The organism is Arenicella sp. 4NH20-0111, assembly GCF_040366405.1.
Lineage (GTDB): Bacteria > Pseudomonadota > Gammaproteobacteria > Arenicellales > Arenicellaceae > Arenicella.
Map to the genome: position 1 here is coordinate 455,536 of NZ_BAABWF010000003.1, position 13,609 is coordinate 469,144.

Below are 13,609 nucleotides of genomic sequence, written 5' to 3' on the forward strand. Positions count from 1 at the left end.
ACTGTGCGGCCCTAATGTAATCAGTCGTTTGCAATAAGTCTACGGTCTGAGCGCGGAGATTACTGTATTTAACCTAAATGATGCCGCTAATTTGATTTTACATAGGGCGCGATGGTTTCTGTAGCCGATATCAAAAACGGACGGCCTTTACCCCGGCTACGCAATATTCAAGATGGAACCGAGTCAGGTCGATTGTTACAGAATGTGGTCGTGGTTTTGGAATGGCTGGATTAATCTATTGGCGCTAGGCATTGAGAATAGATCCTGTTAACTTATAGGCAAATTTAACACTGCTCGAATACACCAGACAAACTGGATTAACGATTATGAAAAAACTAATTACACCACTGGTTTCGGTCGCTTTGCTTTTTACGTCTTCAATAAGCGTCGCGATGGATCCTGTGCTCATCTCAAAACTTGAAGCTGCCATGAACGGTGATCATCGTACGGAAAAAAATACAGCTCGAAATAAATACCGTCACCCACTGAGCACTCTGTCGTTCTTTGGGCTAGAGCCAGAGATGTCTGTCTTAGAAATAGCCCCCGGCGGCGGTTGGTATACTGAGATTATTGCACCCGCCATGCGAGATACGGGAACGTATATTGCTGGTAGCTATGACGTAGAGATAGAAGGTCAACCGAAATATCGCTATCGACAACACGACGCTTTGTTAACTCAAATAACCGAGCAGTCTGAACTATACGGCCAGATCAAGGTCGCTACCTACTCACCGCCACAGTCTAGAAATTTATGGAAAAAGGACGCGGTAGATATGGTGCTTACCTTTCGCAGTAGTCATGGATGGGTTCGTGATGGCCTAATAGACGATGTCTATTCTGATTTCTTTAGTGTGCTTAAGCCAGGAGGCGTGTTGGGTGTAGTACAGCATCGAGCACCAGTGGGTGGAGACGCCGTTGCGTGGGCTAAGAAGGGATATGTTCCTGAGGCTAGAATAATTCAGGCGGCAGAGAAAGCGGGTTTCGCGCTTGATGCTAAATCCGAAATTAATGCCAACGCCAAGGACCTGAAAGATCATGATGAAGGTGTGTGGCGATTACCTCCTACCTTGGGCTTGGGTGATCAAGATCGAGATAAATACTTGGCAATTGGCGAGAGTGACCGGATGACACTCCGATTTGTTAAACCAACTAAATGAGAATGAGAGAGGAGCTTCTGAGTATGCATAGCTCAGCCCTAATAATCTTGCCATTCTGATCACTCTAGCTTCCTTACTTAGGAGAACGTTGCTAGGACGTGGACCACGTATTCTTGCGTGGTCCTTTATCCCTGAAATCGCATTCGTGATTAAAGCCGTACAATCATTATTTAGTTTTATGTCGAGAACATTGGTTTAGTGTCGTCTATTCCTTTGAAGCGGAGGACTATTCGCTTCATGGGTTACGAAGGGTGGCGTCTGGGCGAAAGTTAAAAGCCCAAAGAAGGAGCATTCAAGCGTCACGTCAATGAAATTTCAAGGAGAATATAATGGACACACACTACTTACGTACTTGGATGAACGTTTTCTATGACAACTCACCTTTTCAAAGGTTGAGTCGAATTAAATCTATTTTTGTGCTTTGTTTACTTTCGCTATCGGCCTTTCTGAGCACGGCCGATGCGAAAAAAAGCGATCATCGATATTGGGAATTAGAGGTCGTTTTCTACAATGCCTCGAACACAAAAACTGAGCAAGAGATAGCCTCTGCTGTCGGCCTGTGGGTTGCGAAAGCGGAGGAAATATATCAACGCAGACCGTCGCTTAAAATACACTACACCATTGAACGGCTGCAGCGTCGTGGAGGGCGCGACGTTTCTGAAATGGTGTTTGACAATATGAGTCAGTATTCGAAATTCATGGACGATCACTTTGATAATGTGGCGGTGACAAAAACCGAAGGCCACTTAACCGTACTGATTACGGACCGTCTGTGCACTAGCACATACAAATCTGGTAAGAAAAAGGGGCAGCCTAAGTGTTGGGGGGGATACGCTCATTTCCCGCATGATGTTAACCCATTTAGTAAAAAGCGCGGTATTTCATTGAAGTCGACGATAGATGATTTTACGTTTACTCATGAGCTGGGGCACGTATTTGGTCTTAAACATACATTTGAACCGTATGTCGGATTTAACTTACAGTGCAATAAGAGCTACAAACCAAAAGGAAGACCCCAGGGTGAATGTAATTCTTGCGCTGGAGGCGACATTGTCTATGACGCTGATGGCTTGCCGTCGAGCTGTGCTGGGCGTAGTAATTTGATGGACTATTGCAGTAGCAATATTGATCAAGAATTTCTTAATCCGTGCCAAGATGAACGGGCGTCTAATCAACGCCTACAGTACATGACCAAAGATGGAGAAACGAACTATTTTAAACTCAAAGGTTTGGCTGGTGCGCCAATATGTACTCAAGACAGCGATTGTGACTCAGGTCGCTATTGTGCGAAGGGCGTGGCCGGAGTAGGACGGAACCAATGTAAAACACTTAAACCTATCGGCTCTGCTTGCACAATGTCTAAACAATGCGCGTCGGACCGCTGCAATACAGGAAAATGTAAGGCCGCTGACGAATGTAAAACCGACGCGGATTGCGGTTCAAATGCAACGTGTAAACTAGGGCCACTTAGTCTGGGTCAGAATAAGTGCATCGCAAATGTGGCACCTACCTGTAAATCAGGGTGGTCGTATGATACTCGTAATCCACTGAACAAGGACAGATGTACGAAAGTAACCACGCTCACAAAGCCGTTGAAGTGCAAGCTGTTGATTACTGACAAAGCCAAAAATTGGACAGGCCCTCATGCTCAATCAGGGGCCGATGAATGCCGGTCAAAGAAAGGCAAAAAACCTAAAGGCGTTAAGTGTCCAGCCGGTTTCAAACATAATGTTCGCTCTGGTGCTGATTCCTGCACCAAGTCCTCAACTGAGCATGAAACACCAAGCTGTCCTTTGGGTTGGGATTATAAAAGTCAAAAAGGCAAGGATATTTGCCAAGACAAGTAACTGGCCGTTTTCAACTTCGATGTCTACTCAACCTAGTGTCTGCCAAAACTTGAAGGCACGGTCGCCACTAGGTTGAGTCTTGAGCTAACGTATTAAGAGATAGCTCATAGATGCCTATGCCTTACTCAAATAGGTTACAGATTGAACTTGCCCAGACTTTGTCACTCGGCAGCTAATTCTCGCAAGCTCTTCCCCTGATTTAGGGTTTACTAGCCCCATTTGGTACTCGCGTATTTTGGGTGAGGCACTGTGATCCATTTCTTGGGCCGATGTGGAGGGGAGTTCAACGCTGATTTTTTTTGCGCTGATACTTTGTGATTCGATTGCTTTGGCAGCGCACGAGCTGAACTGGGAGTTCAGATTTGCATTAGCAATATTGCTCGCTGAACATGTTGCGATGGAAATAGCAGCGACCGAACTCAGGCGGGTGAAAAACGTAGTCATAATAACCTTCCTAGTAATGTGTAAAATTAAAGAGCAAAGAATTTTTGAAGCTAAGTTACCAAGCGGATTGTGTGGATCTTGCAACCGGTCAGTGAAATCAAAATTACATTTCTCAGAACGCGGAATCCAGTGACGTATTATTATTAATTTCATTCCTCCAGGTTATGTTAGTCTTGGTTTTTATAACTTAACGGAGCGTATGTCTGAGGTCTGAGTATTGATTAAGTTGTTAAAAAACAATGTATTGTGTGTTTTTTCGGCAAGCGATGACGTGTTGCTTTGTAGTCGATGGGATTATGCAAATTTGAAGGAACAATGAACCTATTTGTGGTTGGAGTTTTCGATTTCCGATCGAATTTGTGTTCAAATATGAGCGATTTTGATTTTATGTTCGGATGGAAACAACCATTTTCATAGACCTTTAGGCAAAAGATTGGTCTTCTAATTCAGATCAATTCATACTTAGACTGCTTACAATTGAGCGTGTGTTTTTTGACAGTAGTGAGAGTTTCTTCAAACAAATAGAGAGGTTCATCCAATGCGTTATCGACTTGATGATTTGATCGTCGATACGACGGTGAGGTCCGTTTTAAGGTCAGGTGAACAAGTCAATGTTAGCGGCCTGAACTTCGATCTTTTGTCTTTTTTGCTTGATAAAAAGACGGATGTTGTTAGCTTTGAAGATCTGAAAAAAGGAGTATGGGCACCTGCGGTTGTTAATGATGACACGGTAACGCAGAGAGTGCTGCTGCTCAGAAATTCGTTAGGAGATGACGGCCGTAATCCGCGATATATACGGTCAGTAAGAGGCCGAGGTTATCAGCTTCTTGGCGACCCCATTCCTTTAAAGTCCCCTATTGTTGGTTGGAGCTGCGCTCCGTTTAATGGCTCATGGAAGTTAGGGGCGTGCTTGGCTAGTATTTTAATCATTGCTTGTCTGGGCGGCTGGCATTTTTGGGACCAAGGTCGTTTCGATCAACCTAAGGTCGCGGAGGTGGCTCATGTTGAAAAGCGACTTTTACGGGCTGAGTACTATTTGGGAATTGGGCAGCACGACGACAATGAGCGCGCGATAGCCTTGTTTGAACACGTCTTGTCTGCCGAACCCAATAATCATCGAGCGCAGATAGGGTTGAGCAACGGCTATACCGCTAAAATGTGTCGGTATAATGCGGCAAGGCTCTTTGCCAAGCGCGCCGAAACCCTGGCTCTGGGCGTTATTGGTGTTTCACCTCAAAATTTTAACGCTCACAGAGCACTGGCGTACTCCTACGATTGTCGAGGTATGGTCGAGCTAGCGAAAGCGTCTTATCAACGAGCTATCGAATTGGCACTTGGCGATGACCTAAAAAGTCAGTCGTCTCTTGCTTATCTAATGGGCGAGACGGGTCAACTCGCGGATGCGCTTGTTCTAAATCTTCACGTGTATCAGGAAGATTCCACTCAGACCTTCAGCTTGCTTCAAACCGCACGAGTGTATGAGCTGTTGGGTCTTGATTCCTTGGCTGAGCCTTTATTCAGCGAGAGCTTTGATTTGTACCCAGATAATATATTCTCGAATCTGTCCTACCCGCGTCACCTATTTCGTAACGGTGAGTTTGATCGAGCACGAAAGCTCATTCTCCAAGCTAAAAAACGGCCGACTCATCCAGATTTGTACGTGCTTTCCGCAGAACTTGCTTTAATTGATAATGATGTCGATTTGGCGCGGCGAAATTTGCAGATGGCGGTTACCACCAGGCCTACCGTCGACTATTACAGGTCACTGCTGGAACGATATTCAATCGATACCGCACTAAACGTAAAAGTGGTTGAGATGCTTGCGTCGTTAAAACAGGGGGGCTTACCTACAAACTCATTCGGTTGGATTCACTACGCTTTTCTGTATCAGTCATCTCAAGAATATCGTGAAGGAATAGCGGCTCTGTTGAAAGCGGTTGATTTAGGGTACAGAGATCAGCGCTATCTGTTGGTCTCCCCGTTGTTTAATGAACTTCGAGCGACGGCTGGTTTTGATCAGGTTATTAACCGCATTGAAGCCGCAGTAGAAGCTGAATTAACTGCGGTTCAGGCCACCAATGTAAAGCCTAGTATGGTGGCTCTGAAAGCGGCTCGGTTTAATTAGCCGCTGAGCGGTATGGTTGTCAGTTTGCACTCAGTGAATGGCCGGTAAAAAATATTTTGGAATGAACTCACGGTGTATTTTATGACCTGTGGCGGTGCTGTAATTTCCCGCGAAGAACGCGATTAATAGGTCAAGCTCTGGAATACCCATTACAATTTGGCCACCATTGCCAGCCGCAAAAAATGCGTCGATGGTTCGACCCTTATAGGGGTATTTGGTGCTCCACCATGCGTACCCATACCCCTGATTGTGCATTTGATTCGATGCGGCAATCGACTTCTTCGCAAAGCGTGCACTCACAATCCGAGTATTGTTCCACATACCTTCATTTAATATTACTTGCCCAATTTTCATAAAGTCTCGAGGCAGCCAGTATATTCCTCCTCCCATGTAAGGTTCGCCCGTCGGAGAGAGGTTTAGGTAGTACCTGTGTGCCTGAAGGGGTTTTGCAATCAATTGATGAAACAGTGTTTCTAAGTTCTGACCGGTAGCTGATGACAGTGCGGCACCGATTAGATTTATCCCCCCGGTACAATACACCGCTCTACTACCAGGTGCTCTGATCAAGGGCAGATCCAACGTGTATTGGACCCAATTTGGTTGCCGACTTTGAGATTGCATGACGTCTTCGTTTCCGGGCGACGATGAGTCCCCATCATCGCAAGCCAACCCGGAGGACATGGTTAACAAGTGCTCAAGGGTGATGTCGTTATGATCAAACTTTGATGATTCTTCCCTCTGTGTTGAATGACTCCTTAGCGTTTTGTAGATCGAACTATCGAGCGAGATAGGAGCGCCAGAGTGGATTGCAGCTCCCGCAAGCAAGGAGGTCACACTTTTACTCGCAGAGCGTGTGTCGTGTGGTTTGTTGCGGTGAAACCCATGAAAATATTCCTCAAGAACCAGCTTGCCACCACGGGCAATTAAAATCCCGTGTATGTAAGGGGCTTCAATGGAGCGGGCTGACTTCAAGACCACATCGTCAATAAACTGCGAAATATACTTATCATCTATATTTTGCGCCTTTAAAGTACTGGTCTTCCAACCGTCCGACTTGATTTGTAGCGGCGGGGTGTATCGGTATTGATTCGGGTATTTGCCGCGAGCGTAAAAGTGGCTTCTATTATTGTCTGAGCGACGTTGCAGGCGATAGTTTTGGCCTCTTATGTCCGCAAGGATGTCCCCATTTTGAATTTGGGTTTCCAGTAAACTTACTTTTTCATTACTTCGGAACGATCTGCCTAGCCATTGAATTGTCTTCCCTTTGACGGCCCATTGTTCGACGTTTAAAAATGCGCCCAAGCCACGCTCAGGGTTTCTTAAGAAAGTACTCAATTCGCCATCATCGTTTTTCCAAACAGGCAGATACAATGAAAATTCATCATTCATTGCGTTGATGGTTCCTTGCCATTGATGATCGGAAACCGGAGTTAATAGAATTGGGGAGGCGTACTTCATTCCATTGTTAATGGTTTCAGGTTGAATCCAATGGCCTTCTATGCGGTTATCGTCTGAAGAGAGCTGAGCGATGAAGGAACCACGCGCTCCCGGTACGGAAAAGGATAGCTGCCCGTTTTGATTTTTAACTTGCAGTTTGTAACCGGAAACATCGGCCGACCATGAGCTTTTCGAGCGGCTCAGAAGAATTTCCCCCTGAATCTCAGGTCCAGCAATCTTCTTCCCTTCCCATAGCCCAATGAGTTGGCTCTCAGAGCTAAGGTCATTTGCGTGGACTGTTATTAACGGTAGAAAACACAGGAGAAGAATGCGTAATCGAATAATCATACTTAGGGATTCTGGAAAAATTAGAAGACCTAAAAAGTATGCCTAAACGTGTAAATGAAGTTAATGAAAAGCGAATGAAGAATTCTGAAGATGGTTGGTCACCCTTCTTTAGAGGGTAAATGACCGGTGACGCCTGCGGCCGAGTCATTCTCCAAGTCCCCATCAATAGGTAATGGCGTGATAAACGTTTTTCTTTCTTGGTGACAAGTGTCCAAGTTACGGAAAATGTACTTAGTTAGTCGATTGGATCTAAATCGTCTGGGTAATCTGTAGCGCTGAGAGCAATGGCGTTCAACTTTTTACGCGTTTAGGACGCGTCAAAGGGCGAATAAAGGTGTCTTTGCATACTGCCTGTCAGCTCTCAAAATTAAAAATAAGAAATATAAATAACTCATCACAGGAGATTAATCATGACCCTATACACCCGCCTGCACTGGCGTTGGAAACGCCGTGGACAGTGTAATTCGCAGAAAAGGTATTTGTTTTTACTTCCAATAAAGGCCGTGGTTTGTCTGGCTACGTTTTCGTTTTCCGCACTTGCGCAAGTCGGAGATTTACTCTGGGAGGACAATTTTGATTCTCTGGATCAGAGTGTCTGGAGCATCGATGTGGGCAATGGCTGTGATCAGGGGCTTTGTGGCTGGGGTAATCAAGAATTACAATCCTACCAAACTGGAAACGTCTTTATTGAGCCTGTCCCAGGCGAGCCCAATAACAATGCGTTGGTGTTGCAAGCACGACGTGAGAGCGTGGGCGATAATCAGTTTAGTTCGGGTAAGATCGTGTCGGCTGATAAGCTGTCTGTTCAATACGGGATGATTGAGTTTCGTATGCGCGTGCCGGACCTGAATATGGGGTATTGGCCAGCCGTGTGGATGTTAGGAACGACGACCTTGCCATGGCCGAATAAAGGCGAAATTGACATGATGGAGATGGGGCATCGGATTGAAGCACGGCAGGAATGGTTGCTTCATAATAATAATCCCAATGACGACTCAAACTCGCCGCCAGAGATCAATAACTTCACTGGTTCGAATTTAATATTCTACGCGGATGCGGCGTGTAATTCCGGTAATCCTACTTGCGCGGCGAGTACCGCCTATCAAACCGATAATGCGCATGTATCTAATAACTCATTGGCCAATAGGTTTGTTACATACCGAACTTATTGGACCCCCGATACCATTCGCTTTACGGTTGAAGAGGATGGGGTAGAGCATGATATGTATGAAGCTCCGTTTGATATCTCAGAGGATTCAGCGGCCTTTCGAGAGCCATTCTATTTGCTTATGAATATGGCCGTTGGAGGGAACTTCACTAATGCCGCGATTCCTGCGGATGTGACGGCACCTGACTTAGGGAAAATGTTCGTTGATTACATTCGTGTGTATGAATATGACGGCCACGGAACAGTGACCCAAGGTAGTCAATCCTCTCCTGAGATTGGTACCTTTGGCGTTTTTACTGATACAACCTCAACCACGAATCAGCTGGAAGCGGGTGTCAGTTCGGATGTTTTTTTATGGGACCCTAACAGCTCCTCTGGTACCTTATCGCCGATTGAAGGCGACAACGTGATTAGCTGGAGTTACGACAACGCGGGCACTTGGTTCGGCGGCGGCGTGCAAACTAGACAAGCACGAGATATGTCAAATTTTTCGGAAGGGGTAGTACGATTTGATATTCAGATTCCGGCAAACGTGTCCTTTCGCATCGGCGTTACGGACACGTTTACCAATGAACATTGGCTGGAATTTCCTGCCTTTGAGAGTAAATACGGATTGGTAAGAAATGGTGCCTGGGGAGAAGTCACCATTCCTGTGTCCGATTTACGAGGCGAACTGGTCGCGCTTCAGTCGATGCAGTATTTGTTCGCTATATCCAGTGATCCCGCAAACTTACCGGTATCGACGTTTCAATACGCGATCGATGACATTGTATGGGAAGGAGGAGGAACGGCACCAATCGATACTGATGGAGACGGAATTGTTGATGACAATGATCAATGCCCGAGTACGCCAGTTGGAACACCTGTTGATGGAGTAGGCTGCCCTGTCATTGTCATTGTGCCTGCGGACAGACGGGTAGAGGCCGAAGATTACTCCGACTACCAAGATCTGAGTGCGGGTAATACCGGAGGCGACTATCGTAATGATGATGTTGATATTGAGGCCGCTACCGACGTCGATGGAGCGTTCAACGTTGGATGGATCGATAGCGGCGAGTGGTTGGAATACAACGTCGAATTGGGAGTTGGAACCTATCTGGTGAAAACCCGAGTGGCATCCAATCAAGGCGGTGGCATTCTCTCTTTATTGCTGAACGGAAACGAAATCGGCACTGATCAGATAGACAACACGGGTGGCTGGCAAAATTGGGAAACGCATGAAGTGGGCGAAGTTATCGTTGGTGTGGCAGGCGTTAAAACACTGCGGCTTAATGTTGACTCAGGTGCGTTTAACCTAAATTGGGTGGAATTCATATTGCAAACACCACCTTCCGATGCCGACGGAGATGGCGTGCTGGATGCCGATGATCAATGTCCCAATACCCCCGTGGGTACGGTTGTTGATGGAGCAGGCTGCGAGGTTCAAGATCCGAATCAGAGCACCGGCGTAACGACTCTCGATGATCAAACCATTGAGTTTTTCGTTAATACTTCTGCTTGGGCTGACTTGCATTACGTAAAAAATGCGGGTGGTCAGCAAAATGTTCGTATGACGCAGTCTGGAGGGAAAAATACATATTCAGTCACGGGGTTGGTGGATCAAGACCAGGTGCTGTATTGGTTTACGTTTTTTGATCCTGTTTCCAACACGGTCGTGGACACGCAACCTCAAACTTATACGCATTCTATCAATGTCGCTCCACCACCCTTAACCAATATTGCTTTGAATAAGGTGGCTGTGGCGAGCAGTGAGCTACAAGCGGCCAGTCTGGCGTTTGACGGTGACACCAGCTCTCGTTGGGAGTCTGCGCACAACACTGACCCGAGTTGGTTGTTAGTGGATCTTGGTGCCAGCTATGATCTGTCGAATGTGGTTATCCGATGGGAAGCCGCAAACGCCAGCAACTATTCTTTACAAGGTTCGAACGACGGTAATCAATGGAGCGCACTGATTACCTCATCATCAGGCGTTTTTGGCGAACGCGTTGATACTCATCCTGTGGCAGGTAGCTATCGTTATGTACGGATGTACGGTGAGTCTAGAAGTGTAGGGAATAATTGGGGGTATTCGATATGGGAACTTGAAGTATTTGGCTCACCGTCAGGAAATTCAAACCTCGATACCGATGGTGATGGGGTTGTTGATTCTCTCGATGCATGCCCAAATACGGCAACTGGAGTATCGGTTGATCAAGCCGGATGTCCAATTTCATTAGGCGTAATTACACCGCTATTTAACTCTTCGACCGCATTAGAGAGCGATTCACAGTGGGATCGTGGCGACGCATTGATAACGCGTTTTTCCGATCGACCAAGAACTCGTCATGCTCGTGAAGATCAATATCAGTCGTACGATCACTTCATCAAATTTTATTTTGAACATCGTTCAAGCAACATCGAAATCGTGGATTATGTCGCTAAGGGCGGTGATACGATTGAGATGAACGTGCGAACATTGTGGCCGCTAAGCGATACCGAAGCTGAAAATAGATGGTGGTATTGGGGGCAAAACACCGTCGCTCATTACATGGGCAATGGAATAATGAACTATCTTGGGTTTGATGGGACATACTATCATTATCAGAAAATAGACAACGTAAATCGACAGTTTAACCGAGCCATTGAACTCGGTGATCGTCTGGAGTTCGAGATAAGCCAGTTTAGCCGTTTTGATATTCCACGCGGTCAAGCGAATTATTATGGGACGACCTACCTGTATATTGTTGGAAAAGGCATTGTGCCTTGGTATACCGAGAACGCAGGAGAATTTGTCGCTGGAGGAGGCGTATTTCAAGAGGATAGCCGTGAAATACCGGCTCCCTACCATTTAGGTGGTGGGACTACGCTTCATTATCAATACACGGACGAACCAAATGACAATTTCATGCAAATGGCCACTAATTTAGGGTATGACAACGCTCAAAAATTTCTGGAAGGTCGAAGAATACATCACTCCTCGTTTATTGATGGTATGCACGATGAAGACCCTGAAAACGGAGTTCTGAGTAGTAATGCTGGATTGGCCGATGGCAAGAATTATATTAACGAGCGCTGTACTTCTTGCCACGAACGCAACGGCGCGGCGCCCGTCGCGGCAAATAATGAACTACTCGATCGCTGGGTTTTCAAGGTGGGTGATTTAAATGGAAACCCTGATCCGAATATTGGCCGAGTGTTGCAACCTAAGAGCATCAATGGCGCAGGTGAAGGGCATGTTTCAATTTCCAGTTGGACTGAGTTAGCAAACGGGTTGAGGTCTCCTAACTATCAGTTTAGTAATGATGAGCCAAGCCGATTTTCGGCGCGCATCGCTCCTCGCTTGGTTGGGCTCGGGTTGCTTGAAGCGATTCCGGAGTCAACCATTTTGGCCTTAGAAGATGCGACGGATTCTAACAATGATGGAATCTCGGGAAGAGCCAATCGAATCAGTGATCCAGAAAACCCACAAATCACACGCTTAGGTCGATTCGGATGGAAGGCCGCAGCATCCAGTTTAAAGCATCAGGCAGCGGCTGCGCTTAATACCGATATCGGCGTCAGAACGTCGGTTTTACCTAATTTGGATTGCGGCTCCTCACAATCGGATTGCAGTTCCGCCGGAGCGCTGATGGCTGACTCGGAGCTTGAAAAACTAGTAACGTATTTGGCCACATTGGGGGTTCGGCCACAGCGAGGTTGGGAGTCAGGCACAGAAGATCAGCTCACGGTACAAGGAAAAGAGCTATTCAGTCAGGCAAACTGTACCGCCTGCCATACGCCCACAGTTCAGACGAGTCAATATCACCCGCTTGCAGAAGTGAGGAATCAAACGATTCACCCGTATTCGGACCTACTCCTGCATGACATGGGAGATGGTCTAGCCGACAACTTAGGCGAAGGTTCAGCCAGCGGACGAGAGTGGCGTACTACGCCACTATGGGGTTTGGGTTTATCTGCCTGTGTGACAGGAGGCGTCGTAAATATTAGCGGTTTGGAGGGTGGGGAAGTATGTACTCCACATCATGCTTATCTGCACGACGGTCGTGCACGAACAATTGAAGAGGCTATTCTTTGGCACGGTGGAGAAGCCGAGGCTTCCAAAAATCAGTATGAGATGCTGTCTGCATCCGAGAAGCAGGCAATCTTGACGTTTCTGAAGTCACTGTAAATTGTCTTTCTGATCGTACTCAATTTAGCGCCAGTGAAAACACAGGGTGACTGCACTCGGTTAAATAGGGTACGATTGACAATAAGGTTTCCTAATTTAGACTTTTGCGTCAAGCATGGTATTGCAAGACTATGATGAAACAGTTATCCGTTTATAAAATTTTTATTGGTGTAGCTCTATATGCTGTTATCAGTACGCCTAATCTAGGCTTCGCAGCGGATCGCCAGTTTAAGGTCATGCTTTTTACAAAAACGGCTGGTTGGCATCATCAGAGCTTGATCGAAGGTGTGACCGCCATGCGTCGAATGGCTGAGAAGCATCATTTTGACCTTGATTGGCACGAAGATGCTAATCACTTTTCTGAAGAGTCTTTGGCTAAGTATGATGCCGTGGTTTTTCTGTTGACAACCGGCGACGTACTTAATGAAACTCAGCAGCAGGCTTTAAGAGGTTTTATTCAAAGTGGTAAAGGTTTTGTGGGAGTTCATAGCGCATCCGACACAGAGAAAGATTGGCCCTGGTATACGAAGTTGGTTGGACGTACTTTTAAGATTCATCCGCTCATTCAAACCGCGAAAATGGCGGTTCTACAGCGATCATTTCCAGGCTTAGAACGCATGCCCGATTCCTTACTTTGGACTGATGAGTGGTATGACTTTGGGCCTGAGAATGTCGAGGGTTTGAATTATTTATTGAGTGTCGATGAGTCGAGCTACGACACGAAGTCTGATTGGGGAGATAAAAAGGGCGATGGGATGGGAAGCTTTCATCCCGTTGCTTGGTATCATGAGTTTGATGGTGGTCGATCGTTCTACACTTCGCTTGGTCATCTGCCGGCCGTGTATAAGAATGAACTCTTTCTAGATCATTTGTTTGGTGGAGTGTATTGGGCTGCGACAGGGAAAGCTAAGAATACTCAATGAGTACAAAGCAGCA

7 protein-coding genes are annotated in these 13,609 nt (G+C 46.3%); 5 read left to right on the forward strand and 2 right to left on the reverse strand.

Going from position 1 to position 13,609, the window contains the following annotated elements; all coding sequences use genetic code 11:
• Positions 1–326: 326 nt before the first annotated feature.
• Complete coding sequence (locus ABWW54_RS09390) at positions 327–1,157, forward strand: class I SAM-dependent methyltransferase (RefSeq protein ID WP_353411978.1); 831 nt, start codon at positions 327–329, stop codon at positions 1,155–1,157.
• A 329-nt stretch (positions 1,158–1,486) separates the two neighbouring features.
• Positions 1,487–3,004, forward strand: coding sequence for a Dickkopf N-terminal cysteine-rich domain-containing protein (locus ABWW54_RS09395; protein ID WP_353411979.1), 1,518 nt, complete (start codon positions 1,487–1,489; stop codon positions 3,002–3,004).
• A 114-nt stretch (positions 3,005–3,118) separates the two neighbouring features.
• Here ABWW54_RS09395 and ABWW54_RS09400 read toward each other — a convergent pair whose 3' ends face one another.
• Positions 3,119–3,448: a hypothetical protein gene (locus ABWW54_RS09400; RefSeq protein ID WP_353411980.1), complete on the reverse strand. Its 330-nt coding sequence runs from the start codon at positions 3,446–3,448 to the stop codon at positions 3,119–3,121.
• Between the two features lie 538 nt (positions 3,449–3,986).
• Between ABWW54_RS09400 and ABWW54_RS09405 the strand changes: the two genes are divergently transcribed.
• On the forward strand, positions 3,987–5,573 hold the full coding sequence (locus ABWW54_RS09405) for a winged helix-turn-helix domain-containing protein (protein WP_353411981.1): 1,587 nt from the start codon (positions 3,987–3,989) through the stop codon (positions 5,571–5,573).
• A 30-nt stretch (positions 5,574–5,603) separates the two neighbouring features.
• Here ABWW54_RS09405 and ABWW54_RS09410 read toward each other — a convergent pair whose 3' ends face one another.
• A complete protein-coding gene (locus ABWW54_RS09410; protein WP_353411982.1) occupies positions 5,604–7,358 on the reverse strand; it encodes a serine hydrolase domain-containing protein in 1,755 nt (584 codons plus the stop codon).
• A 410-nt stretch (positions 7,359–7,768) separates the two neighbouring features.
• Here ABWW54_RS09410 and ABWW54_RS09415 point away from each other — a divergent pair, with 410 nt between their 5' ends.
• On the forward strand, positions 7,769–12,673 hold the full coding sequence (locus ABWW54_RS09415; RefSeq protein WP_353411983.1) for a di-heme oxidoredictase family protein: 4,905 nt from the start codon (positions 7,769–7,771) through the stop codon (positions 12,671–12,673).
• A gap of 134 nt (positions 12,674–12,807) precedes the next feature.
• Entirely contained in the window at positions 12,808–13,596 is a 789-nt protein-coding gene (locus ABWW54_RS09420; protein WP_502907792.1) for a ThuA domain-containing protein, read from the forward strand.
• Positions 13,597–13,609 lie beyond the last annotated feature (13 nt).